This is a genomic window from Ruegeria marisrubri, assembly GCF_001507595.1.
Taxonomy (GTDB): Bacteria; Pseudomonadota; Alphaproteobacteria; order Rhodobacterales; family Rhodobacteraceae; genus Ruegeria; species Ruegeria marisrubri.
The window spans coordinates 170,489-197,008 of the sequence record NZ_LQBQ01000012.1 but is presented as its reverse complement, the minus strand read 5'-3'; the positions used below and the strand labels follow the sequence as shown (position 1 = coordinate 197,008).

The 26,520-nt window shown below is 60.7% G+C and carries 27 protein-coding genes; 17 read left to right on the top strand and 10 right to left on the bottom strand.

Annotated elements, in window-relative coordinates; all coding sequences use genetic code 11:
• Positions 1–73 precede the first annotated feature (73 nt).
• Both AVO45_RS08005 and AVO45_RS08000 read left to right on the top strand, forming a co-directional pair.
• Positions 74–778 carry a CoA transferase subunit A gene (locus tag AVO45_RS08005; protein ID WP_068345724.1) on the top strand — a complete coding sequence of 235 codons (705 nt, stop codon included), beginning with the start codon at positions 74–76 and terminating at the stop codon, positions 776–778.
• Positions 779–781: 3 nt separating this feature from the next.
• Positions 782–1,408 (top strand): CoA transferase subunit B, encoded by a 627-nt coding sequence (locus tag AVO45_RS08000; protein WP_068345722.1) that lies wholly within the window; start codon positions 782–784, stop codon positions 1,406–1,408.
• A 49-nt stretch (positions 1,409–1,457) separates the two neighbouring features.
• On the opposite strand, the gene AVO45_RS07995 is transcribed toward AVO45_RS08000, so the two are convergent.
• The gene (locus tag AVO45_RS07995; protein ID WP_068345719.1) at positions 1,458–2,327 is read right to left on the bottom strand and encodes a lytic transglycosylase domain-containing protein; all 870 of its coding nucleotides are present in this window, start codon (positions 2,325–2,327) and stop codon (positions 1,458–1,460) included.
• On the bottom strand, positions 2,324–2,482 hold the full coding sequence (locus AVO45_RS19870) for a hypothetical protein (RefSeq protein WP_169795999.1): 159 nt from the start codon (positions 2,480–2,482) through the stop codon (positions 2,324–2,326). Before AVO45_RS19870 ends, AVO45_RS07995 begins: the two co-directional genes overlap by 4 nt.
• A gap of 193 nt (positions 2,483–2,675) precedes the next feature.
• Between AVO45_RS19870 and AVO45_RS07990 the strand changes: the two genes are divergently transcribed.
• The 13 genes from AVO45_RS07990 (at position 2,676) to AVO45_RS07935 (ending at position 14,818) form a co-directional block, all read left to right on the top strand.
• Complete coding sequence (locus AVO45_RS07990; RefSeq protein WP_068345716.1) at positions 2,676–2,897, top strand: hypothetical protein; 222 nt, start codon at positions 2,676–2,678, stop codon at positions 2,895–2,897.
• A 98-nt stretch (positions 2,898–2,995) separates the two neighbouring features.
• Complete coding sequence (locus AVO45_RS19865) at positions 2,996–3,181, top strand: hypothetical protein (RefSeq protein ID WP_099045719.1); 186 nt, start codon at positions 2,996–2,998, stop codon at positions 3,179–3,181.
• Between the two features lie 200 nt (positions 3,182–3,381).
• Positions 3,382–4,245 (top strand): Flp pilus assembly protein CpaB, encoded by an 864-nt coding sequence (cpaB, locus tag AVO45_RS07985; RefSeq protein ID WP_068345711.1) that lies wholly within the window; start codon positions 3,382–3,384, stop codon positions 4,243–4,245.
• Positions 4,246–4,437: 192 nt separating this feature from the next.
• Positions 4,438–5,844: a type II and III secretion system protein family protein gene (locus tag AVO45_RS07980; protein WP_068345709.1), complete on the top strand. Its 1,407-nt coding sequence runs from the start codon at positions 4,438–4,440 to the stop codon at positions 5,842–5,844.
• Between the two features lie 17 nt (positions 5,845–5,861).
• On the top strand, positions 5,862–6,491 hold the full coding sequence (locus AVO45_RS07975; protein WP_068345707.1) for an OmpA family protein: 630 nt from the start codon (positions 5,862–5,864) through the stop codon (positions 6,489–6,491).
• Between the two features lie 202 nt (positions 6,492–6,693).
• Entirely contained in the window at positions 6,694–7,929 is a 1,236-nt protein-coding gene (locus AVO45_RS07970; RefSeq protein WP_068345705.1) for a CpaE/TadZ family protein, read from the top strand.
• 22 nt (positions 7,930–7,951) lie between these two features.
• Complete coding sequence (locus AVO45_RS07965) at positions 7,952–9,400, top strand: TadA family conjugal transfer-associated ATPase (RefSeq protein WP_068345703.1); 1,449 nt, start codon at positions 7,952–7,954, stop codon at positions 9,398–9,400.
• A 9-nt stretch (positions 9,401–9,409) separates the two neighbouring features.
• Positions 9,410–10,378 carry a type II secretion system F family protein gene (locus AVO45_RS07960; protein WP_068345702.1) on the top strand — a complete coding sequence of 323 codons (969 nt, stop codon included), beginning with the start codon at positions 9,410–9,412 and terminating at the stop codon, positions 10,376–10,378.
• A gap of 12 nt (positions 10,379–10,390) precedes the next feature.
• Positions 10,391–11,368: a type II secretion system F family protein gene (locus AVO45_RS07955; RefSeq protein ID WP_068345700.1), complete on the top strand. Its 978-nt coding sequence runs from the start codon at positions 10,391–10,393 to the stop codon at positions 11,366–11,368.
• A gap of 12 nt (positions 11,369–11,380) precedes the next feature.
• Complete coding sequence (locus AVO45_RS07950; RefSeq protein ID WP_082688722.1) at positions 11,381–11,965, top strand: tetratricopeptide repeat protein; 585 nt, start codon at positions 11,381–11,383, stop codon at positions 11,963–11,965.
• Between the two features lie 30 nt (positions 11,966–11,995).
• Positions 11,996–12,844, top strand: coding sequence for a tetratricopeptide repeat protein (locus tag AVO45_RS07945; protein ID WP_068345698.1), 849 nt, complete (start codon positions 11,996–11,998; stop codon positions 12,842–12,844).
• Positions 12,845–12,847: 3 nt separating this feature from the next.
• Entirely contained in the window at positions 12,848–13,393 is a 546-nt protein-coding gene (locus AVO45_RS07940) for a prepilin peptidase (protein WP_068345696.1), read from the top strand.
• 117 nt (positions 13,394–13,510) lie between these two features.
• Entirely contained in the window at positions 13,511–14,818 is a 1,308-nt protein-coding gene (locus AVO45_RS07935; protein WP_068346664.1) for an ATPase, read from the top strand.
• A 13-nt stretch (positions 14,819–14,831) separates the two neighbouring features.
• On the opposite strand, the gene AVO45_RS07930 is transcribed toward AVO45_RS07935, so the two are convergent.
• Positions 14,832–15,311: a DUF4405 domain-containing protein gene (locus tag AVO45_RS07930; RefSeq protein WP_068345694.1), complete on the bottom strand. Its 480-nt coding sequence runs from the start codon at positions 15,309–15,311 to the stop codon at positions 14,832–14,834.
• A gap of 110 nt (positions 15,312–15,421) precedes the next feature.
• Between AVO45_RS07930 and AVO45_RS07925 the strand changes: the two genes are divergently transcribed.
• Positions 15,422–17,842: a ligase-associated DNA damage response DEXH box helicase gene (locus tag AVO45_RS07925; RefSeq protein WP_068345692.1), complete on the top strand. Its 2,421-nt coding sequence runs from the start codon at positions 15,422–15,424 to the stop codon at positions 17,840–17,842.
• A 41-nt stretch (positions 17,843–17,883) separates the two neighbouring features.
• On the top strand, positions 17,884–18,546 hold the full coding sequence (pdeM, locus tag AVO45_RS07920) for a ligase-associated DNA damage response endonuclease PdeM (protein ID WP_068345690.1): 663 nt from the start codon (positions 17,884–17,886) through the stop codon (positions 18,544–18,546).
• Positions 18,547–18,594: 48 nt separating this feature from the next.
• Here pdeM and folD read toward each other — a convergent pair whose 3' ends face one another.
• From folD to pal, 7 genes are all read right to left on the bottom strand, one after another.
• Entirely contained in the window at positions 18,595–19,485 is an 891-nt protein-coding gene (folD, locus tag AVO45_RS07915) for a bifunctional methylenetetrahydrofolate dehydrogenase/methenyltetrahydrofolate cyclohydrolase FolD (RefSeq protein ID WP_068345688.1), read from the bottom strand.
• 46 nt (positions 19,486–19,531) lie between these two features.
• Complete coding sequence (locus AVO45_RS07910; protein WP_068345685.1) at positions 19,532–19,864, bottom strand: chorismate mutase; 333 nt, start codon at positions 19,862–19,864, stop codon at positions 19,532–19,534.
• A gap of 60 nt (positions 19,865–19,924) precedes the next feature.
• The gene (locus AVO45_RS07905; RefSeq protein ID WP_068345683.1) at positions 19,925–21,601 is read right to left on the bottom strand and encodes a formate--tetrahydrofolate ligase; all 1,677 of its coding nucleotides are present in this window, start codon (positions 21,599–21,601) and stop codon (positions 19,925–19,927) included.
• A gap of 326 nt (positions 21,602–21,927) precedes the next feature.
• Positions 21,928–23,844, bottom strand: a complete 1,917-nt coding sequence (gene ftsH / locus AVO45_RS07900; protein ID WP_068345681.1) for an ATP-dependent zinc metalloprotease FtsH — start codon at positions 23,842–23,844, stop codon at positions 21,928–21,930.
• A gap of 79 nt (positions 23,845–23,923) precedes the next feature.
• On the bottom strand, positions 23,924–25,177 hold the full coding sequence (gene tilS, locus AVO45_RS07895) for a tRNA lysidine(34) synthetase TilS (protein WP_240482098.1): 1,254 nt from the start codon (positions 25,175–25,177) through the stop codon (positions 23,924–23,926).
• A complete protein-coding gene (gene ybgF / locus AVO45_RS07890; protein WP_068345678.1) occupies positions 25,174–25,998 on the bottom strand; it encodes a tol-pal system protein YbgF in 825 nt (274 codons plus the stop codon). The genes tilS and ybgF overlap by 4 nt, the downstream gene beginning before the upstream one ends.
• A gap of 4 nt (positions 25,999–26,002) precedes the next feature.
• Complete coding sequence (gene pal / locus AVO45_RS07885) at positions 26,003–26,509, bottom strand: peptidoglycan-associated lipoprotein Pal (RefSeq protein WP_068345676.1); 507 nt, start codon at positions 26,507–26,509, stop codon at positions 26,003–26,005.
• Between the last annotated feature and the right edge of the window lie 11 nt (positions 26,510–26,520).

The window sequence follows — 26,520 nt, the reverse complement described above, 5'->3', positions numbered from 1 at the left end:
CGTGCTTTCATTGACTTCACCGTGACGTGGCGGCACAACCTGCGCCATCACCAAGTCATTGGGGGAGTTTTCCATGAACAAAGTCTATGCCAACGCCACAGAGGCGCTCGACGGGCTGCTGTTCGACGGCATGTTCATCGCGGCCGGCGGCTTCGGCTTGTGCGGCATCCCGGAGTTGCTGCTTCAGGCGATCAAGGACGCCGGCACCAAGGATCTGACCTTTGCGTCCAACAACGCGGGCGTCGACGATTTCGGCATCGGCATCCTGCTGCAGACCCGGCAGGTCAAGAAAATGATCAGCTCCTACGTGGGCGAAAACGCGGAATTCATGCGCCAGTACCTGTCCGGGGAACTGGAGCTGGAATTCAACCCGCAGGGCACCCTGGCCGAGCGCATGCGCGCCGGCGGCGCAGGCATTCCGGGCTTCTACACCAAGACCGGCGTGGGCACCGTCATCGCCGAAGGCAAGGAACACAAGGAGTTCAACGGCGAGACCTACATCCTCGAAGAGGGGATCTTTGCAGACCTCGCCATCATCAAGGCATGGAAGGCCGACGACACCGGCAACCTGATCTTCCGCAAGACCGCACGCAACTTCAACGTGCCGGCGGCGACCTGCGGCAAGATCTGCGTGGCCGAAGTGGAAGAGATCGTGCCGCGCGGCTCGCTGGACCCCGACTGCATCCACCTGCCCGGCATCTATGTGCATCGCATCATTCAGGGTGAGCACGAAAAGCGCATCGAACAGCGCACCACCCGCAAACGTGAGGAGGCCTGAACCATGCCTTGGGATCGCAACCAGATGGCCGCGCGCGCGGCGGAAGAGCTTGAAGACGGCATGTATGTGAACCTCGGCATCGGCATTCCGACGCTGGTGGCGAACTATGTGGGTGACAAGGACATCACCCTGCAATCCGAGAACGGCATGCTGGGCATGGGCCCCTTCCCCTATGAGGGCGAAGAAGACCCCGACCTGATCAACGCCGGCAAGCAGACGATCACCGAACTGGCCCGCACCGCTTATTTCGACAGCGCAACTTCGTTTGCCATGATCCGCGGCGGCAAGATCGCAGCGGCGATTCTGGGCGCCATGGAAGTCGATGAAAAAGGCGACCTCGCGAACTGGATGATTCCGGGCAAGCTGGTCAAGGGCATGGGCGGCGCGATGGACCTGGTCGCCGGCGTCGGCCGAGTGATCGTCGTGATGGACCACACCAACAAGCATGGCCAGTCCAAGGTGCTCAGGGAATGCACCCTGCCGCTGACCGGCAAGGGCGTCGTTGACCGCATCATCACCAACTTGGGCGTGCTGGACGTTGTCGAAGGCGGCCTGAAGATCGTCGAACTGGCCGACGGCGTCACCGAGGAAGAGATGCGCGCCGCAACCGAGGCGACCATCGTCGATTGATCTGAGTCACATCTGATGAATGGGCCCGCCTTTTGATGGCGGGCCTTTTTCATTTCATGGTCTGAAACACGCAACCGTCCGAGATCAGCTCGGGCGGCGTGGCGCACAAGGCCCGCGCCACCTGAAAGGCCGCCAACACCTTTGGCACATAATCACGGGTTTCGGCATAGGGCGGCACGCCCCGATGCTCGCGCACGGCCCCTTCCCCGGCATTGTATCCGGCGAGAACGAGGATCGGGTCGCGGTTGAACTCCTTCATCAGCCAGTCGAGATACTTGACCCCTCCGGCGATGTTTTGTTCCGGTTTCAGGCTGTCCTTTACACCAAAGCGTTTGGCGGTCGCCGGCATCAGCTGCATCAAACCTTTGGCCCCGGCCTTGCTGACAGCGTCAGCGCGTCCCGCGGATTCGACCGAAATGACGGCCAGAACCAGGGCGGGCGACACATTGGTTCCAATCGTGGCGCGGAGAATGTCGATTCCCCTTTCACGCGCGATATTCTGAAGGGTCTGCAGCCGCGGAGCGGCCACCCCGACGCTGGACACGGCGCTGATTGCAGTTTCCAGCCGGCCTGCCCCGGCGCTTGCCATGTCCGGAGAAATCCTAGCCCAGAAATCTCCGTACCGACCCAGCCTGGTTGCCGAAGAACGCGTAATCGAGCCATCCGGTTGTGCCGCCACCGCAGGCAGGGATGCGACCACGGGGCGGTCGATTTTCTTCCCCGTGCTGGGCGCGAAAGGCTTCGCAGCATGTTCCTCGGGGGTTATCTGAACCGTTACCTTGGGCCGCGCGCCCGGCTTGGGCGCCTTGATTCTCTTGTACGCACCGCCTGACGCGGCTTCGGTCGCAAGAACTGGAACAAGCCCCGCGACCAGAAACGCCAGCACGCCAGCACGTAGCAACGCGTTCCGGAGATTCATTTGCTCGCCTCACCTTCATGTTTTGGAAGGATTTGTCTGAAATTCTGCCGCTCAACACCAGCAAAACGCCAAAGAATGGGGCAGTTTTGCCGCATTTGATACCAAATTGCATCGCCCCCAACTCGAAGGGGAAATGCGCCATGATTTTTTTTCATTCAAAACCAACTACTTATTCAAATTCAGCGCCAAAATTTCAGCCATGGGCGAAAAAATCCAGTTTTGGCCAAAATCCTGCCACGGGCGGCAGGCAATCATACTTCCATACCGCGACGGAAAAGGACCGAAGTGAGAGATGGTTCCGAACGACGCCGAGGTAGAAATCGTTTCGATCCTTAGGAGGGACATATCATGATCAAGTTCATCAAGAACTTCCGCAAAGACGAAGACGGCGCCGTTACTGTTGACTGGGTCGTTCTGACCGCAGCCGTCGTCGCACTGGCAGCCGTTGCTTACAATGGCATCGCGACAGGCACCAGCAACATGGCGGGGAACATTAACAGCGCCCTGAGCAACACCACTGTCACGACCACATCGGCAGGCGGCCTGACTGGTTCTGATGCTGGCACCTAATAGCTAAAACTTGTTCAATTTATGAACAATGTAGGGGGCGTGTCTTACATCATGGACGCGCCCCCATGCTTTTTCCACGTCTAGTACAGAATGACACAATGAAACCGATTCATCGTTTTTTTTCCAAAGAAGGCGGCGCCGTTGCCATAGACTGGGTCGTACTTTCAGCCGCAGTCGTTGCTTTGGCCTGGATTGTATATACACAAATAAACGGCCCTACTGGAAACGTTGCAAACGGGGTCGGCAATTCTTTGAGCAACACCAACGTCAGCACCAAAAGCTGATACAAGTTTTTCTCACCGTCGGTATTTTGCAGTTCTGCAATCGCAGCTAAATCGTCGTCAAAATGAAAATTGGCGTTTTGAATATCACCACTGCAACGTTTGTCCCTTATTTCGACACAATTCTTGGCTAATGTGCATATCGATCAAATCGCGCACCCAATCATAGTGTCTAGTTGCACAAACAAAAGAGAGGTTCACCAATGCGGGCTGTCTTTGGACTTGTACTAGTTGTCGGAATCGCCCTGGCGGGCGGCGCAGTCTATATGGCCCGCAACTACATAGAGGCCTACCAGGCCGAGCTGGCCCGCGAACGTCAGGCACGCGCGCAGGTCAAGGTCATTCCGACCGTCGAAGTCATAGTTGCCGAGAGAAAGCTCCGCTATGGTGAACGTCTGACCAAGGAAGATGTGCGTATCGTCGAATGGCCGGAAAACGCGATTCCGGAAGGAACGTTTACCGATCCGGCGATTCTTTTCCCTGAGCAGGAGGAGGACAACCGTTTCGTCTTGCGCGCCATGGAAAAAGACGAGGCCATCATGGCCGTCAAGGTCACGAAACCGGGAGAACCAGCAGGACTTACTTCGCAACTCTCGCCCGGAATGCGCGCATTTGCGCTGCGCGTCGACGTGGCATCTGGCGTGTCGGGCTTTCTGCGCCCAGGAGATCTGGTTGACGTCTACTGGACCGGCAACATCGGCGATGCCGTCGAAGGCGCCCGGGGAGAAATCACCCGCCTGATCGAGCCCAATATCGAACTGATCGCCGTGGACCAGATCGCAGGAAGCGATCTGACCGGAGCCATCATTGCCCGCACCGTCACCGTGGCCGCCACACCGGAACAAGTCGCTGCCCTGGCGCAGGCTCAGAACACTGGCACCCTCTCCCTCGCTCTGGTCGGGGCAAGGGATGATACTGTCGTGTCCTCCATCGAGGTCAACCAGAGAAAGCTGCTGGGGCTGGGCGAAATCGAGGCAGCTCCGGAAGTGGAACAGGAGAAGGTGTGCACCATTCGCACCCGTCGAGGGGCCGAGGTGGCAGTGATCCCGATCCCCTGCACAAACTGACCGGATTTCAAAAAGTTACGCCACCGGGGCCGCGTCACGACGCGGCCCCTTCAATTTGGTTGTTGCCGATTGTCCACATAAGAAACCATCCGGAAACCATTGATTATTGCAATAAAATGGGAACTCGCGCACTGTTCTTTCCCATAGGGCATTAGACCCGAGAAACGAGGCGTGATCCGAAAGGCAGGTCACATGACATTTAGTTCCTGGATTAGGGCGGCCCTGCTTGGGTTGGCTCTTGTTGTGGGTCCAACCGGCGACGCCGCTTGGGCCGAAACGATCAGCGTTGTCAAGAAGGGGACGGCTGAGACACTCGAAGTCCCCATGAACCGCGCTGTAGTGGTTGAAAGCGACGAGCCGTTTGCTGAACTCAGCATCGCGAATGCCGGCATCGCCGACATATCGTCGCTTTCCGACCGTACGATCTATGTATTGGGCAAATCGCCCGGGCTTACGACCCTTACGCTGTTTGACGGGTCGGGCAACCTGATTGCAAACGTCAAGGTGCGCGTGTCTCCGGATGTCACGGAGTTCAAGGAACGTCTGCTCCAGATTCTTCCCAACGAGAAGATCGAAGTTCGCACTGCCAATGACGGGATTGTCCTGTCGGGCACCGTCTCCAGCTCGGCCCGTCTTGAACGCGCGCTTGAGCTGGCCGAACGGTACGCACCCGAACGGGTTTCCAACCTTCTGGTAGTGGGCGGTGTTCAGCAGGTCATGCTGAAGGTCCGCTTTGCCGAGATGCAGCGCTCTGCGCGCAAGGCGCTCAGCGCCTCGCTCGGCTTTGGCGGCAGCGACGTGACCGGCGGTTACAACGCCCTGAACACCCAAGGCGCCCTGACCGGCGCGCTCAACAACTTCATTCCATTTGCGAACACCAACACCGGCGCGATCCTGTTCGGTTTCGGCGCAGGATCGACGCAGGTTCGCTTGCTTCTCGAAGCTCTGGAACAAAAGGGTGTCGTTCGCACCCTGGCCGAACCCAATCTTTCGGCATTGTCCGGGCAAGAAGCGAACTTTCTTGCAGGTGGGGAATATCCGATCCCCGTTCAACAGGAAGAAGGCGTGACCACGATCGAATACAAGCCGTTCGGCGTGGAAATGAAATTCGTTCCGCGCGTTGTGGACGGAGACCTGATCAATCTCGAGATGGTTGCAGCGGTGTCGGCTCTGGATTCGACAAATCAGGTCGTCATCTCGGGTTTCTCGATCGATTCCTTTATCCGGCGCGAAGCAGCAACCACGGTTGAACTGCGCGATGGGGAAAGCTTTGCGATCGCAGGGCTGGTGCAGGACACCTTCCTGGACGAAGCCTCTCAACTGCCTTGGCTGGGTGACGTACCGGTTCTCGGTTCGCTGTTCCGCAGCGCCGAATTCCAGCGCCAGCAATCAGAGCTGGTGATCATCGTCACCGCGCATCTGGTCTCGCCGACCCGAGGCGAAGCTCTGGCCCTGCCGACGGACCGGGTGAAACCGCCGAGCGAGTTTGACCTGTTCATGAACGGCCGGGTGGCAAACACCGTGCGAGTTGGAGGCGGAGCGGCAGCCGAAGTTGCCAAGCAGGACTTCGGCGACTCTTACGGCTACGTGTTGGATTGATGGGAAGGATGGGACCAATGAGAAAGTGGATAGTCACGTTGGGTCTTACGGTCTCCGTCGCGGCCTGCGCACGCGAAGCCGGTCACGAGATCGATCAAGGCACATTCGGAAATGCGACGCTGAACAACGTCCAGATCATGAATGGCGAACTCAGCTACGGTCAGATTCTGGCGCAGCGATTCGCAGCCGACGTACCGACCCAGATCAACTTTGCCTTTGACAGCGCAAAACTGGACGCATCAGCCCAGCAGATACTTGTCAAGCAGGCAAATTGGATCAAGCAATTCCCGGAAGTCCGTTTCCGGGTATATGGCCACACCGACGCCGTGGGCTCTGAATCGTACAACTACAACCTCGGGCTCCGCCGAGCCCAGGCAGTTGTGTCCTTCTTTGCCAGCCAGGGAATCTCGCGATCGCGGCTGGAAGCCGTGGTTTCCCGCGGTGAAACGCAGCCGCTGATTCCAACGGCGGACCGAGAGCGGCGCAACCGCCGGACCGTGACTGCCGTGTCCGGGTTCGTTGGCCGCCACCCGAACGTTCTGGACGGCAAATATGCGCGGATCATCTATCGCGAATATGTTCAGAGCGCGGTGCCGCCGTCCGGCCTCACCACGGAAAGCAAGGCCACGACCTTTACGTCTGAATAACAATAAGTTGGATTGGGCGACATCGTCGCCCAATTCCCTACAATTGGTTCTTTTGCGCCCCAATCTCGCCAAACTTCCCCGTAACACTGTCAACGATAGGTGACCTGCGGCCAGAATTGACCGCGCGGGGGCAACGGCAGACCAGATAAGGCAAAATCAGTCTCATATGGCCAGCCACGCCTCGTAACAGAGGATTGTGTCAATGAGCAGCGCTACGCAGCAGCCGGAAACGAGCGCCATTCAAGCTTGCACCGTCAGCCGGGACGTGCAGAATTTCGACCTTCTCATCGAAGACATGGAAGCCGCGCTTGGCGAGAACTGGGGGGATCTTGGTTTCGCCGAGGCGCTGGCTTTCTTCACCCAACCCGAGTCGGATGGTGTGAAATTCATTGCCCTGGCTATCGACGGAGAAGATGAGGACAACCTGTCGCTGTTGGGTGAGGTCATCACCCAGGCGAAGGCGCGCGACATCAAGGTCGTCCTGATCGCAGAAGATGTCTCGCCCGCCTCCCTTCATCAACTGTTGCGCAAGGGGGCGGACGAATTCGTCCCCTACCCCCTTCCCGAAAACGAGTTGCAGGAAGCGATCGAGCGGATGAACAAACCGGCGCCTGCTGTTGCAGCACAGCAGGAGGCGGTCTCCTTGAAGTCCGGAGCACCAAAGGAAGGCGCCCTGTTCGTCGTGCAGGGCCTTGCCGGAGGTGTCGGCGCAACGACCCTCGCCGTGAACCTGGCCTGGGAACTTGCCACCGTTTCAGACAAGGATGCTCCGAAGGTCTGCCTGTTGGATCTCGATCTGCAATACGGATCGGTTTCGACCTATCTCGACCTGCAACGCCGTGACGCCGTATTCGAGATGCTGTCAGAGACCGCGTCGATGGACGAAGACGTCTTTGGCCAGGCTTTGCAGACATTCGAAGACAAATTGCAGGTGTTGACGGCTCCGGCGGACATGATCCCGCTCGACATCATCACCCCCGAGGATATCCAGCGCGTCATAGATATGGCCCGCGCTCATTTCGATTACGTCATCGTGGACATGCCCAAGACGCTGGTTCAATGGTCGGAAACCGTCCTGAATGCGGCGCATGTCTATTTCGCGCTGATTGAACTGGACATGCGCTCTGCCCAGAACACACTCCGCCTCAAACGTGCCCTGCAAGCGGAGGATCTGCCCTTCAACAAGCTTCGCTTCGCGCTGAACAAGGCGCCGAAGTTCACCGACCTCGGAGGAAAGAGCCGCGTCAAGCGCATGGGTGAGAGCCTAGGCATCTCGATCGACCTGCTGCTTCCAGACGGCGGAAAACCCGTCATGCAAAGCGGAGATCACGGACTGCCGCTGGCGAGCTCTGCAGCGAAAAATCCCCTGAGGAAGGAAATCGCGAAACTGGCACAATCGCTTCATTCCCTCGGTAGCAGCGATGCTGAAGCCGCGTAACGACAGACAAGGGGAGTAGCACGTGTTTTCAAGATACAAGAAAAAGCCGACCGCCCAGCCTGTGGCAGCTCAGGAGCCAGCCACCAGCGCCGCCCCGCAGGCGGCCGAACCAACGCCCGAGGTCAAGCCGGCCGCCGTGACCCGAAGGCCGCTTCAAAAGCAGCCTGCAAAACCCGTGGCGGTCGATCGCGAGCGCAAACGCAAGGAACGCCTGGGTGAAATCAAGGTCGAGCTGCACCGCGAACTGCTCGAGAACCTGAACCTGGCGGCCCTGGAGCATGCCTCGGAGGCCGAACTTCGGAGCGAAATCAGCGCGATCGCCAGCGAGATCCTCGAGCAGAAGAACATCGTTCTCAACCGGGAAGACCGGTCGCAGCTCAACAACGAACTCTACGATGAAGTCACGGGGCTTGGCCCGTTGGAAACGTTGCTGCGGGATGACACCGTCAGCGATATTCTGGTGAACGGACCGCAACAGGTCTTCGTAGAGCGCAACGGCAAGCTCGAACTCAGCGAGATTTCGTTCAAGGACGAACGACACCTGATGCGGATCATCGACAAGATCGTTTCCGCAGTGGGACGCCGGGTCGATGAATCGAACCCTTATGTCGACGCGCGTCTCGCGGATGGTTCGCGCTTCAATGCCATGGTTCCCCCGATCGCGGTGGACGGCTCTTTGGTGTCGATCCGGAAATTCAAGAAAGACAAGCTCAGCATCGACGATCTGGTGAAATTCGGCGCCTTCACCGAGGAAATGGCTGCCTATCTGCAGGCCGCGGTTTCCACGCGCCTGAACATCATCGTCTCTGGCGGTACCGGATCAGGCAAGACGACGACGCTGAACGCCCTGTCCAGCTTCATCGACGACTCGGAGCGCATCCTGACCATCGAGGATACAGCGGAACTTCAGCTGCAGCAGACTCACGTGGGCCGGATGGAAAGCCGCCCACCCAACGTGGAAGGCAAGGGCGAGGTCAGCCCGCGCGACTGCCTGAAGAACGCCCTGCGGATGCGCCCTGACCGCATCATCGTGGGCGAGACGCGCGGCGCCGAGGTGATCGACATGCTTCAGGCGATGAATACCGGACACGACGGATCGATGACCACGATCCACGCCAACTCGGCCCGTGACGGCATCTCGCGTCTGGAAAACATGATCGCCATGGCCGGGATCGAAATGCCGATCAAGGCGGTCCGCAGCCAGATCGCAAGCGCCGTGAATCTGATCGTGCAGGCCAGCCGCCTGCAGGACGGTTCGCGCCGCATGACCTCGATCACCGAAATAACCGGCATGGAAGGCGACGTGATTTCGATGCAGGAAATCTTTCGTTTCCAGCGCGTCGGCCTGACACCGGACAACAAGATCATCGGGCATTTCACCGCAACGGGTGTCCGCAGCCACTACTCGGAACGGTTCCGTCTGTGGGGCTTCGACCTGCCCCCGTCGATCTACGATCCGACCACGATGTAGGAGACGATTATGCAACTCAGCATGGAACCACTGATCTACGGCCTCATCTTCTTCGGCGTCCTCGCGCTGGTCGAAGGCATCTACCTGGTCGCATTCGGCAAATCCATCAGCCTGAACAGCCGCGTGAATCGCCGTCTGGACATGCTCGACAAGGGTGCCGCCCGCGAACAGGTGCTGGAACAGCTGCGCAAGGAAATGCAGCAGCACATGAAAACCAAGAGCATTCCGCTCTATTCGCTGCTTGCCGAGAAGGCCCAGAAGGCCGCGATCGCCTTCACGCCCAGCCAACTGATCATGATCATGGCCCTGTTGTCTGTCTTTGCCTTCATCGGGCTCAGCATCGGCACCAGCACGGACACGCCGGTGCGTGCGGCCATCTCGGTGGCAATCGGCATCGGGGCTGTCTACGCTTGGGTCAACCGCAAGGCAAAGACGCGCATGAGCATGATCGAAGAGCAGCTTCCCGATGCGGTCGAACTGATGGTGCGATCTCTGCGTGTGGGTCACCCCTTCGTTTCGGCGATCCAGATCGTCGCCAAGGAAGTGGAAGACCCTCTTGCCACCGAATTCGGGATCATCGCCGACGAAAGCGCCTATGGCCGCGACGTTGGCGAGGCGCTAAAGGAAATGGCCGAACGGCTGGACATGCAGGACTTACGCTTTCTTGCCGTTGCCGTCGCGATTCAGCGGCAGTCCGGCGGTAACCTGGCCGAGATTCTCGCCGGTCTGGCCAAGGTGATCCGTGCCCGGTTTCGCCTGTTCCGCCGGGTCAAGGCGATCACCGCCGAAGCTCAGTGGTCGGGAAAATTCCTGTCGGGCTTTCCCCTCTTTTGCCTTCTCGTGATCCTGGTCAACGATCCGGGCTACTACGACGGGGTAATCGATCATCCCTGGTTTATCCCGGCCTGTTTCTTTGTCGGCATCATGCTGACCGCGAACCTCGTCGTGATGCGCATGCTGACGAACATCAAGGTCTGAGGAGGTCAGAAAATGGAATTTCTTACCCGCATCAATGACTTCCTGACGGAATACCTTGGAGAGTTCGGGCCGCTCATCGTGGTCGGCGCCTTGGGCTTGTTCATGATCCTGCTCACCATCCCGGCAATTCTGAACCAACCCGAAGACCCGCTGAAAAAGCTTCAACGCGCCAACGCGCCCAAGAAGGAAAAGAAAAAGAGCAAGAAGGAGCAGTTGCGCCAGGCCGGCCGAAACGAACAGCTGGAACGTTTCGCGACATTCCTGGAACCGAAAGACGCGGAAGAACTGTCTGCGTTGCAGCTCAAGCTCCGCCAGGCCGGCTATCAAACCAAGGACGCGGTACGCTTCTATCATTTTGCGCAGTTCGCCCTGGGCATCGCCGGGCTGCTGATCGGAATCTTGTTCGTAACCGTCTTGGCAGGCGATCAGGAATTCGACGGTCAGCAATTGGCGATGCGGGTGCTGGGCCCGGCGGTTGCCGGCTATTTTCTGCCAAAATACTGGATCACCCGCAGGGTTGAGACCCGCAAGGAAAAGATCACCCAAGGCTTTCCCGATGCGTTGGACATGATGCTGGTCTGTGTCGAGGCAGGCCAGTCGCTTGACCAGTCCGTCGTGCGCGTGGCCCAGGAGATTCGCGCCTCCTATCCGGAAATCGCGGAAGAATTCGAAGTCGTTGCCTACGAGATGAAGGCCGGCAAGGAGAAGGACAAGGTTCTCAGGGAGTTCGGGACACGCTGCGGCGTCCAGGACATCAGCTCCTTTGTTACCGTCTTGATCCAATCCGCGACCTTCGGCACCCCGATTGCAGAAGCTCTGCGCGTTTACGCAGGGGAAATGCGTGACAAACGGGTGATGCGGGCGGAAGAAGCCGCGAACAAGTTGCCAACCAAAATGACCCTTGCCACAATGATGCTGACGGTGCCGCCGCTGCTGGTCATTCTTGTCGGCCCCTCGGCAAAAGGCATTATGGATCTGGGCAACATGTGAGCAGAAAAAAGTATGAAAAAGACGAGTGCGGGCGGACCTGCACGTCTTCTCTGGATGATCCTGGCCACAGCGGCGTTTGCCGCTGTGGCTTCTTGTACGTCTTCTGAGCTTGGCAAAGGCCCCTACCCACCCGGAGTGGACCCCAAGGGCCAAGCCGTGGATGGGGTCGAGGTCGGCAACCGTCTGATGGAAGCCGGCGAATACGAACTGGCTTTGGACGCCTTTACCCGTGCGGCGCTGGACCAGGGAATGACCACCGAGATCCTGACCTCGATTGGCACGGCCAACCTTGGTCTGGGTCGGCTGGGACAAGCCGAAATGCTGCTGCGCCGCGCAGTCGAAGACGATCCGGAATGGCCGGTTGCATGGAACAATCTTGGCGTCCTCCTGATGGAGAAAGGCGAATATTCCGAAGCAGCCAATGTCTTTGAACGAGCCTTTGCCCTTTCCAATGGCGAAAGTGACGCAATCGGGGACAATTTGCGCTTGGCACTCGCAAAAATGGAAAACCCTGATAATAATGGGCCACAAGAAGAACAAGAACTGAGACTGGTGCGGCGGGGAGAAGGCGAATTCGTCATCCGCAAGTCACCATGACAAAGGCAAGAGCAGAAAAGGACGCAAATCATGCGCCACCCAATCTTGACAACGACCGTGATGGCGTGCGGGCTGGTTCTGTCGGCCTGCGAACAGAAAGGCGAGGAGGCCGTCGACCGCGCCTTTCAGGAAGTCAACGTCATCGACGAAACCAACCTCAATGACGTGATGCTGAACGCCGCCAACCCGAACGAGGCGGTCACCTATTTTCATCGGGCGGTCAGCAAGAATCCGGGCCGAACCGATTTGCAGCGGGGCCTTGCAATCTCTTTGACCCGCGCCAAGCGCAATACCGAAGCGGTCGCAGCCTGGTCGAAACTGACCACGATGAAGGGGACGACGGTCGAGGACAAAGTCAACTTTGCTGGTGCGTTGGTTCGCAACGGCGAATGGAAACGTGCCGAAGAGGTCTTGAACGCGATCCCTCCGACGCACGAGACGTTCAAGCGCTACCGGCTGGAGGCGATCGTGGCAGATGCCAACAAGGACTGGGAACGCGCAGATGCCTTTTATGAGACCGCGGTCGGGCTGACCACTCGCCCTGCGGGCGTCATGAACAACTGGGGCTATTCCAAGCTCACTCGCGGGGATTTTGCCGAGGCCGAAAAGCTGTTCACCGAGGCAATCCGTCAAGACCCTTCGCTCTATACGGCCAAGAACAATCTGGTGCTGGCACGCAGCGCGCAGGGCAACTACACCCTGCCGGTCATCCCCATGAACCAGGTGGAGCGGGCGCAACTGCTCAACACGATGGCGATCTCGGCGGTAAAGCGGGGCGATGTCGCCACTGCCAAGAACCTGTTCCGGGATGCCATTGCGACCCACCCGCAGCACTACGACGAAGCCGCTCGTTCGCTGGCCGCGCTGGAGGAAGCCTGATTCATGGAAATTCCGGCGTCGGCGGCGCTGTGGTTCCTGCCGTTCGTGCTTCCCATCTGCTTTTACGTCGCGTTTACCGATATGCGGGAAATGCGGATCAAGAATCATGCGGTGGTCACGTTGGCGGCGGTGTTTCTTGTCGTGGGATTCTTTGTGCTGCCGCCCTGGGCCTCTGAATGGAGTGTCGGCGCCATCGGCCCTTTGACGATATCTCTACCGGTTTACGCTTGGCAGCTTCTGCATCTGGTCGTGGTGCTGGTGATCGGGTTCCTGCTGAGCGCTGGCGGCGCTGTCGGGGCTGGTGACGCCAAGTTTGCCGCCGCTGCCGCCCCTTTCATCTGGACCGGGGATCTCCGACTATTGTTGGCCATCTTCGCGGCCGCCATACTCGGGGCATTCACGGCGCACCGGATCGGAAAATACACGGCCTTGCGGCGGTTTGCGCCGGATTGGATTAGCTGGGACAGGGGAAAACTTTTCCCCATGGGGCTCGCCCTGGCCGGGACATTATCCATCTACCTGATATTGGGCGCTTTTTCAGGTTCCTAAGCCACCATTTCTCCGCCCCGTCTCTGCCTTTGTGCTGCCACATTGGCGGGTGAAATTTACCACATGCGGAACCAACCGCAGGGTTTTGACGCGCAACGAAGCAGGCGGGCATCGCTCATGAACATGCAAACCACCAACGTGATCGCCCCTCCGGCCCCGAAGGGCCTGGAGGAAATGAAGCTTCCCTTGGTGATGATGCGGGACATTCTTCTGAAAACGATTTTCAGGAAGAACGCCAACCTTGTCAGCGAAATCGCCGAGGCGATCTGTCTGCCCACTTCGGTCACGCAGGAACTGGTGGACATCGCCCGCAGCCAAAAACTGCTTGAGGCAACCGGTACGCTGAATGCCAACAGTGGCAATGAAATGGGTTATCAACTGACCGATGCCGGCAAGGCCCGCGCCTTGGATGCGCTCAGCCAGTCGGAATATTTCGGCGCCATGCCCGTACCGCTCGATGTCTATCGCGAGCAGGTCAAACGTCAGTCCATCCGCAACATCCAGGTCACCCGCGACCAGCTTGTCAACGCGATGGGGCATCTGGTTCTGCCCGACAGCCTGCTGGACCACCTCGGCCCTGCCGTCAGCGCGGGCCGTTCGATCCTGATGTATGGCCCGCCGGGCAACGGTAAATCCTCGATTTCGAACGGCATTCGCGATGCTTTGGGCGACAATGTCTATGTTCCCCGCGCGATCGAATACGCGGGTCAGGTGATCACCGTCTATGACCCGATCGTGCACAATGCCATCGAGCAAGAGCCGGACGACCCAACGCAACTGCGCCGCCGCAAGCGGTTCGACACGCGCTATGTGATGTGTGAGCGCCCCACCGTCATCACCGGCGGCGAACTGACGCTCAACATGCTCGATCTGGTCTACAACCCCACTGCACGAACCTATCAGGCCCCGCTGCAGTTGAAATCGACGGGTGGCATCTTCATCGTCGACGACCTTGGCCGTCAGAGCGAACCGCCGCAGGCGCTGATCAACCGCTGGATCGTTCCGCTGGAGGAAGGCAAGGACATTCTCGGTCTGCAATCGGGGGAGAAATTCGAAGTGCCCTTCGACACGCTGGTCATCTTCTCGACCAACTTCCACCCGAACGAGATCTTCGACCAGGCCGCCCTGCGCCGGATCTTCTTCAAGATCAAGATCGATGGCCCGAACCAGGAGAACTTCCTCAAGATCTTTGCCATGGTCGCACGCAAGCGCGGCATGCCGCTGGACGAGGCTGCGCTGGTTCATCTGCTCAAGGTCAAATACCCGACGATCAACAACATCTACGCGAACTACCAGCCGATCTTCCTGATCGATCAGATGATCTCGATCTGCGAGTTCGAGGGCATTCCCTATCAGATGAGCCCCGAGTTGATCGACCGGGCCTGGGCCAACATGTTCGTGCGCGACGAAGAGATCGTGAAGTAACGGGGCGGCCCCGTTACTCCGAAAACAGGGCACTGATGATCCTCATCTGCTGAGCGCGTTCACCACCGGTGAGATCATGGATGGCTGTGTCCGCCTGCGCGTCGAAACCGGCCGCAGCCAACCGGTCCAGCCCAGTGTCCAGATCATGTCCGCTCAACGAAACGACCGTGGCGACATCCGCCGCGGCAATGGCCTGCGCGACCGACTGCATGGGGTTGCCAACGCCGTCTACCGGCCAGAAGGACAAGGTCAGCACGACCGCTCCGGCGGCCATGAACGCGCTGGCCACCGGGCGTTTGAAATAGGCCATGAAGGCGCGCCAATTCACCACCAGATGTGCCACGACGCCCACGACCATCGCCCAGCCCGCCCATTCATGCGCCAGCTTGTTCAACCCTGTGTCGAGATGAAAGAACATGAGGATTCCGGTCACCCCCATGACCAGAAAGCTGCCGATGGTCAGCGGCGTCGCCCATCTGCGCAGTTTGGACATGTCACACTCCTGAGTTTTCGGTTCTTTGCTTGAACGTCGATTCCGCAAGTTCCCGTCGCCGACCGGTGAAATTTTTTCCCCCTGCCCCACAACGAAGATAAAGTGCCTGCATGCCTCCCCTACCCGCTTCGATTCACTCCTGGTTTTCCGCGCGCGGATGGTCGATCCACCCCCATCAGCAGGCCATGCTCGATCGCGCAGGTCAGCCCGCGACATTGCTGATCGCACCAACCGGTGGCGGCAAGACAATGGCTGGTTTCCTGCCAACCCTGGCGGAGCTGGCCGACGGGGGACATCAGGGCCTTCACACTCTCTATGTCTCGCCTCTCAAGGCCTTGGCGGCAGACATCAAGCGTAACCTGCGCACCCCCGCCGACGAGATCGGATTGCCGATCCGTATCGAGGACAGAACCGGCGATACCTCTCAGACGCAGAAGAAACGCCAGCGCGCCGACCCGCCGCACATCCTGTTGACCACGCCCGAGAGCCTGGCCCTGCTGACCTCCTACGAGGATGCGGCCCGCACCTTTGCCGGGCTCGAGCGCGTGATCGTCGATGAAATCCACGCGCTTGCCGAGAGCAAGCGGGGCGATCAGCTGATGCTCGCACTGGCGAGGCTTCAGCGGCTGCGCCCGAATCTCAGGCGCGTCGGCCTGTCAGCGACCGTCGAGGACCCGGACGCTATCGCAAGTTTTCTTGCCCGCCACCCCGACCACTGCGACATCGTTCTGGCCGACCCCGGCCCCGACCCGGATATCTCGATGTTGCAAACCGAGGAAATGCCCCCATGGGCAGGCGGCGGTGCGGCCTACGCGATTCCCGCGGTGCTCGAACAGATCAAGCGTCACAAGACGACCCTCATCTTTCACAATACACGCGCTCAGGCCGAGATATTCTTTCACAACCTGTGGCTGGCCAATGACGAAGGGCTGCCGATCGGCATCCACCACGGCAGCCTCGACCGGCAGCAGCGCGCGCGCGTCGAGGCCGCAATGGTTCGTGGCGAGCTGCGCGCCATCGTGTGCACCGGGTCGCTGGATCTGGGCATCGACTGGGGCGACGTCGATCTGGTGATCCAGATCGGGGCGCCAAAGAACGTCAAACGCCTGGTGCAGCGGATCGGGCGCGCCAATCACCGCTACAACGCTCCGTCCAAGGCGCTGCTCGTCCCGGCGAACCGGTTCGAGGTGGTGGAATGCGTGGCGGCGCTGGAAGCGGTCAAGGCGCATGATCTGGACGGAGAGCCGCGGGGCCGCGGCCCACGTGACGTGCTGTGTCAGCATATCCTGATCGCCGCGGCCTCGGGGCCGTTCGACGCGGATTCGCTGTTTGCCGAGATGACTTCGGCCGGGCCGTTTGCCGGCCTTTCCCGGCCCGAGTTCGACGCCTGCCTCGAGTTCTGCGCAACCGGCGGATATGCCCTGCGCGCCTATGACCGGTGGCAACGGCTGCAACAGCGCTCCGACGGCATGTGGCAGCTGCGCGACCCCCGCGCGGCGCAGCGCATTCGCATGAATATCGGGACCATTCAGGATACCGACACGCTCAAGGTTCGGCTCAGGCGCAACCGGGGTGGGAAACCCTTGGGCGAGATCGAGGAAAGCTTCGCGGCCTCCCTCACCCCCGGCGACACCTTCCTGATCGGCGGCCAGATCGTCCGATACGAGGGCCTGCGCGAAATGGTCGTCGAAGTGACCCGGCGGGCCGACAAGAAACCCAAGATCGCCACCTTCATGGGCACGAAGTTCGCCACTTCGACCCAACTCAGCGACCGGATCATGACCATGCTGGAACAGTCCGACTGGCCCCAGTTGCCCGGGCACACTGCCGAGTGGCTGGCGCTCCAACGCGACGTGTCTCGCCTGCCCGGGCGGGGACGGCTGCTGATCGAGAGCTTTCCGCACGAGGGTCGGGAGCATCTTTGTGTTTACGGTTTTGCCGGCCGCAATGCGCAACAGACGCTAGGGCTGCTGCTCACCAAGCGGATGGAGGAACTGGACCTGGCCCCGCTCGGGTTCGTCGCAACCGACTATGCGACACTGATCTGGGGGCTGGACGCCGTGACCGACCCCCGCCCCCTGTTCCGCATCGAAGATCTGCGGCACGGGCTGGAGACATGGCTGGCGGGCAATGCACTGATGAAACGCACCTTTCGGGCCAGCGCAACGATTGCAGGCCTGATCGAGCGGAACATGCCCGGCCAGAGAAAGTCCGGGCGGCAGGCTACGTTTTCGTCGGACATCCTCTATGACACGCTGTTGAAATACGACCCCGACCACCTGTTGATGCAAATCACGCGCGAAGAGGCGATGCGGGGTCTGGTGGATTTCGGCCGGATCGAAGTCATGATCGCCCGCGTGCAGGGGCGAATAGATCTCATCCGGCTGGAGCGTGTCTCGCCGTTTGCTGCACCGCTGTTTCTCGAAGTGGGCAAGGTTCCAGTGAAGGGGGCAGCCGAGGAACGGCTGTTGGCCGAGGAAAGCGACCGCTTGCTGCGCGCGGCCGGCCTCGCACAAATGGAAAGTACCTGACGAGGCTTGCGTTGTTCGGCAGAACAGGGAAAGACCACGGCATGAATGGGGTAAAGTTTTCCTTTGCGGGCCAGCTTCTCGTCGCGCTGGGATCCGGCGCGCTGTGGTGGCCAGAGCAGAAGACCTTGTGCGTGTCAGACCTGCATCTCGGCAAATCCGAGCGCTTCGTCAGACGCGGTGGCCCTGCCCTGCCGCCGTATGATAGCCACGACACCCTGAACCGGCTGGCAGAGGATATCGAGCAGACCAAGGCAGGCACGGTCGTCTGCCTTGGAGACAGTTTCGACGATCTGGACGCAGCGCGATCGCTGGCCGAGGCAGAGCGGTCGCGGATTTCCACCCTGCAGGCGGGGCGGCGCTGGATCTGGATCGAAGGCAACCATGACCCGGGCCCGATCGAACTGGGGGGGACATATTTGGCCGAATGGAGGTGTTCCGCGCTGGTCTTCCGCCACATCGCCCAGCTTGGGGCCAAATCGGAAATCTCGGGTCATTTCCACCCAAAGGCGACACTTCGCGCCGCTGGCCGCTTGATGACGCGACCGGCTTTTCTGGTGGACGATTCCCGGATCATCCTACCGGCCTATGGCACCTATACCGGCGGGCTTCGCAGCAGCGATGAAACTTTGAAAGGGTTGATGGCAGAAGACGCTGTGGCAATCCTGACCGGGAAGCGCCCCCGCTCGATCCCGATGCCACGTTGAGCAAGAAAAGTCAGGCCGCTCCATATGGCGCGGCCTGGGTTAGTGGGTTCAGGCGGTCAGGCCTTCGGGCTCGGGCAGACCATGCGACCGGCAGCAGGCGGTCAGCGTGTTGGCCAGCAGGCAGGCGATGGTCATCGGCCCGACGCCGCCGGGAACCGGGGTAATGGCACCGGCCACGGCCGCGGCGCTTTCGTAATGCACGTCGCCGACCAGCACCTTCTTGCCATCGCGCTCGATACGGTTGATGCCCACGTCGATCACGGTCGCGCCTTCCTTGATCCAGTCACCCTGCACCATTTCCGGACGCCCGACAGCAGCCACCACGATATCGGCGCGGCGGACGACCTCGGGCAGGTTCCTGGTGCGCGAGTGGGCAATGGTCACGGTGCAGCTGTCCCCCAGCAGCAGTTGCGCCATCGGCTTGCCGACGATGTTGGAACGGCCGATCACCACCGCGTCCATCCCCGAAAGCGAGCCGTGATGATCGCGCAGCATCATCAGGCAGCCCAGCGGCGTGCAGGGCACCATTGACTTCTGGCCGGTACCCAGCAGACCCACGTTCGAGATGTGGAACCCGTCCACGTCCTTGGCGGGGTCGATGGCGTTGATCACCAGATCTTCGTTCAGGTGCTTGGGCAGCGGCAGTTGCACCAGAATGCCATGAACGGCCGGGTCGTTGTTCAGCTTGTCGATCAGCGCCAGCAGCTCGGCCTCGGACGTATCGGCATCCAGCTTGTGCTCATATGAGTTCATGCCGACCTCGACGGTCTGCTTGCCCTTCGAGCGGACATAGACCTGGCTGGCCGGGTCTTCGCCTACCAGTACCACGGCAAGACCCGGGGTAATGCCATGCTCTTCCTTCAGCCGGGCCACATGATCCGCCACCTGGCCCCGCACGGTGGCCGCAAAGGCCTTGCCGTCGATAACTTGTGCTACCATCCTCGATCCCTTCCTTCCAAAACCATCTGGGTGCTTCCGCCCCAGGTCACGATCCAACTGCGTCCACATGCGGCCCACCAACGCCAAGCACCCGCTCTTCGCGGGCGATGGACCAGTCAATCAAAATGCGCCAAAGCCGCTCGGCCAGATCAGGGTCCATCCCCGTTGCGTCGGCCTTGGCGCGGACATTTTCAACCACCTCTTCGACCCGGTCCGGTATGCGGGCAGGCAGGCCCTCGCCGGGTTTCAGCTCGGCCGCGCGGTCGATGTAACCTGCGCGTATCACCAGCATTTCGATCAGCTGCCGGTCAAGCTTGTCAATCTGGACCCGCAGCTGCTGCATCGAGGCACAATCTTGCGGTGGTGTCAGAGGGGGCATGGTTTTCTCCTGCGGCCCGGGTGGTTTCCTCCCGGGCCACGGGATGTATCATTTGCGAGCTTAGAACAAGCCCTCGATCTGACCTTCTGCATTCAGGCAGATCGACTCGGCCGCAGGTTTGCGCGGCAGACCCGGCATGGTCATGATCTCGCCGCAGACCACGACGATGAAACCGGCACCCGCGCTCAGGCGCACTTCGCGTACCGGCACCGAATGGCCCACGGGCGCCCCGCGAAGCGCCGGGTCGGTCGAGAAGGAATACTGGGTCTTGGCCATGCAGACCGGCAGGTTGCCGTAGCCGGCAGCTTCCCAATCCTTCAACTGGTTGCGGATCTTGGCATCGGCCAGAACCTCGTCAGCACGGTAGATGCGCTTGGCGATGGTTTCGATCTTTTCGAACAGCGGCATGTCGTCCGGGTAGATCGGCGCAAAGTTCGCGGTGCCGGCATCCGCCACCTCGACCACCTTGCGCGCCAGGTCTTCCGAGCCTTCCGAGCCCAGTTCCCAGTGACGGGACAGAACCGCCTCGACGCCATGCTCGGCGCAGTAGTCCTTGACGGCCTGCACTTCGGCATCGGTGTCGGTGACGAAGTGGTTGATGGCCACGACAACAGGAACGCCGAAGGATTTGACGTTCTCGATATGGCGACCCAGGTTCGCGCAGCCGTTGACGACCGCCTCGACGTTTTCCGCGCCCAGATCGGCCTTTTCGACGCCACCGTTCATCTTCATCGCGCGCACGGTGGCCACGATGACAACCGCCGACGGGGCGATACCTGCCTTGCGGCATTTGATGTTCATGAATTTCTCGGCCCCCAGGTCGGCGCCGAAACCGGCCTCGGTCACGACATAGTCGCACAGTTTCAGCGCGGTCTTGGTGGCGATCACCGAGTTGCAGCCATGCGCGATGTTGGCGAACGGGCCGCCATGCACGAAGGCCGGGTTGTTTTCCAGCGTCTGCACCAGGTTCGGCTGCATCGCGTCTTTCAGCAGAACGGTCATTGCGCCGTCGGCGCCGATGTCACGGCAGTAGATCGGCTTGCGTTCCCGGGTGTAGGCCACGATGATGTCACCCAGACGCTTCTGCAGGTCTTCCAGGTCGTTGGCGAGGCACAGGATTGCCATGACTTCCGACGCCACGGTGATGTCAAAGCCCGTCTGACGGGGGAAGCCGTTCGACACACCACCCAGCGACACCACGATGTCACGCAGAGCGCGGTCGTTCATATCGACCACACGACGCCAGGCCACGCGGCGCTCGTCGATTTCCAGCTCGTTGCCCCAGTAGATGTGGTTGTCGATCATCGCCGACAGCAGCGAGTGCGCTGACGTGATGGCGTGGAAGTCGCCTGTGAAATGCAGGTTCATCTCTTCCATCGGAACGACCTGCGCATAGCCGCCGCCCGCGGCCCCGCCTTTCATGCCAAAGTTCGGACCCAGCGAGGCTTCGCGGATGCAGATCATCGCATTCTTGCCGATCCGGTTCAGGCCGTCGCCCAGGCCAACGGTGGTGGTGGTCTTGCCCTCACCCGCAGGGGTTGGGTTGATCGCGGTCACCAGGATCAGCTTGCCATCCACGCGGTCCTGCACCGAGTTGATGAAATTCTGGCTGACCTTTGCCTTGTCGTGGCCATACGGCAGCAGATCTTCGCTGGCGATTCCCAGCTTGGCGCCGATCTCCTGAATTGGTTTCTTGTTCGCCTCGCGGGCGATTTCGATGTCGGATTTGTAGCTCATTGGGCAGGGTCCCTGATTGAAGTCCGTGCAAAACCGGCGCGGTGCGTCGGTGCTGGTCAACCCATACCGTTGTGTACACCGGCAGTAGATATGGATTCCGACATAATCACGCCGTGAAGCGGCGTGCCCTTGCAACGCCTGCATCAAATAGGAAACAGCAGGCCCTTATTGAGCAAGGGCTGGCCGCCGCTGTCCACGACGCCCGCACAAGGGCCGGCCTTTCCGTCGAGACGTCGCCAGCCGCCGAGCAGCGCATGTGCCGGCACCCGGACTTCCCTGTCGTAATACGAAAAGACCCGGGGCGATCCCGGGTCTCTTGCAACATGTCACGAGGTGGGTTCGGGCTCCATCCCCTCTTCGGGCGGCGCCTTCTTTATCTTGGTTTTCGGAATCGCGGTTACGCTGGGCACACGGCCCGTATCGGATCCGCCGCTTTCATCGTCGCTTTCGTGCGGCGATTCGCCTTTCATGACCCGCTTGATTTCTTCGCCGGTCAGCGTCTCATATTCGAGCAGCCCTTGCGCCAGACGTTCCCACCCCTCCTTGTGTTCGTTGAGGATCTGGAAGGCGCGCTCATAACCCTCCTGGATGAAGCGTTTCACTTCCTCTTCGATCAACTCCTTCGTGTGGGCGGAAACCGAGAAGCCGGCCGTGTTTCCCTGATACCCTTCGTGGGCTTCGGCATAGTCGATGTTGCCGACCTTGTCCGACATCCCCCAGCGCATCACCATTGCACGCGCCAACTGGCTGGCCTGCTGAATATCACCAGCCGGGCCGTTGGAGACATGATCGGGACCATATTTGATGATCTCGGCAGCCTTGCCGGCCATTGTCATGGCCAGTTTTTGCTCGCACTCGTCCTTGTGCCAGTTGAGACGGTCCATTTCAGGCAGCGAGACAACCATGCCCAGCGCGCCGCCGCGCGGAATGATGGTTGCCTTGTAGACCGGGTCGCACTCGGGCAGAACCAGACCGACAACCGCGTGGCCGGCCTCGTGATAGGCGGTCTTTTCCTTCTGTTCGGCCGTCAGCACCATCGAGCGGCGCTCGGACCCCATCATCACCTTGTCCTTGGCGTTCTCGAAGTCCTCCATGGTGACAAAGCGACGACCGACGCGGGCCGCCATCAACGCGGCCTCGTTCACCAGGTTGGCGAGATCGGCCCCCGAGAAGCCCGGCGTCCCGCGCGCGATGATGCGCAGATCGACATCCGGTCCCAAAGGCGTCTTTCGCGCATGCACGCCGAGGATTTTCTCGCGCCCCTTGATGTCGGGATTTGCCACCGTTACCTGGCGGTCGAACCGGCCGGGGCGCAGCAGCGCCGGGTCCAGCACATCCTTGCGGTTGGTCGCGGCGAGGATGATGACGCCTTCGTTCGCCTCGAACCCGTCCATTTCGACCAGCAGTTGGTTCAGCGTCTGTTCGCGTTCATCATTGCCGCCGCCGTATCCGGCGCCACGATGGCGGCCCACGGCGTCGATCTCGTCGATGAAAACGATGCAGGGCGCATTTTTCTTGGCCTGCTCGAACATGTCGCGCACACGCGACGCCCCCACGCCGACGAACATTTCGACGAAGTCCGAACCCGAGATGGTGAAGAAGGGCACGCCCGCCTCACCCGCGATCGCGCGGGCCAGCAGGGTCTTACCGGTGCCCGGTGGGCCGACCAGCAGCGCGCCCTTGGGAATCTTGCCGCCAAGGCGCGAGAATTTCTGCGGGTTGCGCAGGAATTCGACGATCTCTTCCAGTTCTTCCTTGGCCTCGTCGATGCCCGCCACGTCGTCAAAGGTCACACGACCGTGCTTTTCCGTCAGCATCTTGGCCTTGGATTTGCCAAAGCCCATCGCGCCGCCTTTGCCACCGCCCTGCATCCGGTTCATGAAATAGACCCAGACGCCGATCAGCAGCAGGAAGGGCAGCAGCGTGATGATGAAGGACTGGAACCCCGACTGCTGCTGTTTCTCGGCGCGGACGGGAATGTCCTTGTCGATCAGCAATTCGGTCACCTCGGCATCGCCGGGCTTGATGGTGATGTAGTCCCGTCCGTCGTTGGTGCGATACCGGATCTGCTCGCCATCCAGCGTAACGCGGCTGACTTCGCCCGAGTTAACGGCGCTGACGAATTCGGTATAGGTCTTTTCGTGACTCTGAAGCGTTCCACCCGACCCGCTGAACAGGTTGAACAGAGCGAGGATGAGCAGAAACAGAACGACCCAGAAGGCGATGTTACGAGCGTTGCCCAAGAAAAATCTCCCAAAATCTTGTTCGGCTGAGGAGGAGGTCGCCGACTTGGGCTTTAAAATAGAGATGATTGAGGCAGGTTCAATGCGATAAAAGAGAAGTAAAGAACTCTTCGCTGCCAGCGACGAGGTCCGCGCTCCACTCAGCGGCGAACCCGGCGACCGGAGCCGCAAGCAATTCGTCGCCCTTCCAAACGGCAGGAGTCCCGGCCAGAGCAGCCCGCGGGCGGCCGGTTACGCGCCAATCCGGGAGCTGCCGCAACCCTTCTTCGCCCAGGGCCCGCACGGACAGGCCTTGGATTTCCGGCCCCTTTACGACCCAGCGGCGATCCCAGGCCTCGCCCGGCATGGCTGTCACGTCCCGAACAGCATTGTATTCCCGGCAAAATCGCACAACGCCGCCCGAGGGCAATAGTAGACACCCACCCAGCACAGCGGGCGCGTTGTCCTGGACCGCCTTGACGGCCTGCTGCACCGCGCTGCTGCGTGGGGGATAGCCGGCTCCGCCAATCCAACCGACGATCCCGACCAGCAGCCGGCGGGAGATTTCGTCGGGCAGTGCAAGAAAACCGTTCCGGTCCAACAGGACGTCGCCCGCGTCGATCCGCACCAGGGTCCGGGCGGTTTCTTGCGTATATCGATCAAGCGCGTCGCGGGCCTGCGCCATGTTCTGCGCCACGCGAACCAGCGTATTGGTCGTGATTCCAAGCGGTTCGAGATGCGCAAGTGCATCGCGCGCCTTGATCCGGTCATAGCGCAGGTCTTGATTGGACGGATCCTCGACCCATGACAGGTCACGCTCGCGCAGGTGCTCGCGCAAGCGCGCACGGGTGATTCCCAGAAGCGGCCTGAGCAGCAGGATACCATTCTCGATACGCTGCGCCGGCATCCCGGCCAGACCGTTCACCCCTGCCGCACGCGCAAGGCGCATCAGCACGGTTTCCGCTTGGTCGTCCGCGGTATGTCCCAACGCGATCGCCTCGACCCCGTTCCGTTCTGCCCACTCGGTCAGCAACCGGTACCGGGCCCGCCGGGCCTGATCTTGCAAATTGCCCGATCCATCCCAGCCTTCCCAACGGAGCGTTTCATGCGGCAGGTTCAGGCGCCTGGCCAAGTCGGCAACACCCGCCGCCTCATCCGCGGAGTCAGGGCGCAGACCGTGATCCACCGTCGCGACGAACAGGCTGACGCCTTCTGTCGCGGCGATACCGGCCAACAGATCGAGCAAAGCCACCGAGTCGCCGCCCCCCGAGACAGCGACGCCCAACCGGCGCGACAAATCGCCCGGCAGCAGGGCGCGAACCTGATCCCGAAGCGATTTGGAGTCAGAGGTCAAGAACAGCCCAGTGCCGCCATTTCCTGACTGGCATCCTTTACCGCCTCGGAATTCGGGAACCGCACGGACACCTCACCCAGCGTGATGCAGGCCTGTTCCACCTGCCCCAGACGACCCAGCGCCTCCCCGAGCTTGAACAAGGCCTGCGGTGCCACCGGCCCCTCGGAATCACCGGTGAAACTGGCAAGGAAGGCGCGCGCGGCTTCGCGGGTGTCACCCAGACCTTCCAAAGCCTGCCCCCGCTTCAGATTGGCTTCGGGCGCCAGGGGGCTGCCGGGATAGTTGGTGTCGAAATTGGCCAGCAACGCGGCAGCGGTCTGGAAATCACCCTTTTCCAGAGCCGCAGAGGCCTCATCAAAGTCCGCGCGTTCGCCGACCGCCAGTTCTTCGGTTTCCGGCTCTGTCGGCGCGGGGACGACAACGGTATTCGTGGCACTCTCGTCCTGATCGCCGCCAAGCGTCGTGGTTTCACCCAAGGCGGCAAGATCGCCCCCTTCCAGTTCCACCAGACGAAACTCGAGATCGCCGATCCGGTTGGTCCCGTCAGCCACGATCCTTTCGATCCGCTGGTGCAGCTGTTCGGTCTGCCGGGTCAGGCGCTGCAACTCGGTCTCGATGGCATCGACCCGCTCCAGAACCGAACTGCTTGCCAGGTTGGGTGACGGTGCGCCCGTGGTGGAGAGCTCGCGCTTGAGGCGCTGGATCTCCACATGCAAAACCGTCAGTTCCTGCCGGATGTCCGCCAAAGTCTGCTGGTCCTGCGCCCGGGCCAGCCCAGTGGTTGCTACGACTGCAGCCAGAACCAGTGCCGCGATGCGCATGATCCTACCCCGTGGTCGAGCCGGTCAGAACGGTGACGGCCCGGCGGTTCTTGGCATAGCAGGATTCTTCGCTGCAGATCTCGATCGGGCGCTCCTTGCCGTAGCTCACGGTCGTCAGCCGGTTGCCGGCGACGCCACGCGAAACCAGGAACTCGCGCGCGGCATTGGCGCGTCGCGCGCCCAGTGCAAGGTTGTATTCCCGCGTTCCCTGCTCGTCCGCGTGGCCCTCGATGGTCGCGGTGTAGTCAGGGTTGGCCATCAGCCATTCGGCCTGCGCCTGAAGCGTCGCTTGTGCGGCCGGCGTCAGGGTCGACTGGTCCACCTCGAACAGCACACGATCACCGACCGCCTGCTGGAAATAGGCCGGAGAGCGAGGATCGCTGACCGATCCCGGCGCCAAAGCGCCGCTGCCGCCGGCTCCGCCACTTCCCCATGTGGAGGGATCATTGTTGCTGCAGGCCGCAACCAGCGTCAGCGCGCCGAGGGCTGCCAGTTTGCCCAATACGTTCATTTCCGATTGCC

Bases quoted from the DNA above. Each gene is read 5' to 3' on its own strand.
- AVO45_RS08005 (WP_068345724.1), top strand. From the start codon at position 74: ATGAACAAAGTCTATGCCAACGCCACAGAGGCGCTCGACGGGCTGCTG.
- AVO45_RS08000 (WP_068345722.1), top strand. From the start codon at position 782: ATGCCTTGGGATCGCAACCAGATGGCCGCGCGCGCGGCGGAAGAGCTT.
- AVO45_RS07995 (WP_068345719.1), bottom strand. From the start codon at position 2,327: ATGAATCTCCGGAACGCGTTGCTACGTGCTGGCGTGCTGGCGTTTCTG.
- AVO45_RS19870 (WP_169795999.1), bottom strand. From the start codon at position 2,482: ATGAAAAAAAATCATGGCGCATTTCCCCTTCGAGTTGGGGGCGATGCA.
- AVO45_RS07990 (WP_068345716.1), top strand. From the start codon at position 2,676: ATGATCAAGTTCATCAAGAACTTCCGCAAAGACGAAGACGGCGCCGTT.
- AVO45_RS19865 (WP_099045719.1), top strand. From the start codon at position 2,996: ATGAAACCGATTCATCGTTTTTTTTCCAAAGAAGGCGGCGCCGTTGCC.
- cpaB (WP_068345711.1), top strand. From the start codon at position 3,382: ATGCGGGCTGTCTTTGGACTTGTACTAGTTGTCGGAATCGCCCTGGCG.
- AVO45_RS07980 (WP_068345709.1), top strand. From the start codon at position 4,438: ATGACATTTAGTTCCTGGATTAGGGCGGCCCTGCTTGGGTTGGCTCTT.
- AVO45_RS07975 (WP_068345707.1), top strand. From the start codon at position 5,862: ATGAGAAAGTGGATAGTCACGTTGGGTCTTACGGTCTCCGTCGCGGCC.
- AVO45_RS07970 (WP_068345705.1), top strand. From the start codon at position 6,694: ATGAGCAGCGCTACGCAGCAGCCGGAAACGAGCGCCATTCAAGCTTGC.
- AVO45_RS07960 (WP_068345702.1), top strand. From the start codon at position 9,410: ATGCAACTCAGCATGGAACCACTGATCTACGGCCTCATCTTCTTCGGC.
- AVO45_RS07955 (WP_068345700.1), top strand. From the start codon at position 10,391: ATGGAATTTCTTACCCGCATCAATGACTTCCTGACGGAATACCTTGGA.
- AVO45_RS07950 (WP_082688722.1), top strand. From the start codon at position 11,381: ATGAAAAAGACGAGTGCGGGCGGACCTGCACGTCTTCTCTGGATGATC.
- AVO45_RS07945 (WP_068345698.1), top strand. From the start codon at position 11,996: ATGCGCCACCCAATCTTGACAACGACCGTGATGGCGTGCGGGCTGGTT.
- AVO45_RS07940 (WP_068345696.1), top strand. From the start codon at position 12,848: ATGGAAATTCCGGCGTCGGCGGCGCTGTGGTTCCTGCCGTTCGTGCTT.
- AVO45_RS07935 (WP_068346664.1), top strand. From the start codon at position 13,511: ATGAACATGCAAACCACCAACGTGATCGCCCCTCCGGCCCCGAAGGGC.
- AVO45_RS07930 (WP_068345694.1), bottom strand. From the start codon at position 15,311: ATGTCCAAACTGCGCAGATGGGCGACGCCGCTGACCATCGGCAGCTTT.
- AVO45_RS07925 (WP_068345692.1), top strand. From the start codon at position 15,422: ATGCCTCCCCTACCCGCTTCGATTCACTCCTGGTTTTCCGCGCGCGGA.
- pdeM (WP_068345690.1), top strand. From the start codon at position 17,884: ATGAATGGGGTAAAGTTTTCCTTTGCGGGCCAGCTTCTCGTCGCGCTG.
- folD (WP_068345688.1), bottom strand. From the start codon at position 19,485: ATGGTAGCACAAGTTATCGACGGCAAGGCCTTTGCGGCCACCGTGCGG.
- AVO45_RS07910 (WP_068345685.1), bottom strand. From the start codon at position 19,864: ATGCCCCCTCTGACACCACCGCAAGATTGTGCCTCGATGCAGCAGCTG.
- AVO45_RS07905 (WP_068345683.1), bottom strand. From the start codon at position 21,601: ATGAGCTACAAATCCGACATCGAAATCGCCCGCGAGGCGAACAAGAAA.
- ybgF (WP_068345678.1), bottom strand. From the start codon at position 25,998: ATGCGCATCGCGGCACTGGTTCTGGCTGCAGTCGTAGCAACCACTGGG.
- pal (WP_068345676.1), bottom strand. From the start codon at position 26,509: ATGAACGTATTGGGCAAACTGGCAGCCCTCGGCGCGCTGACGCTGGTT.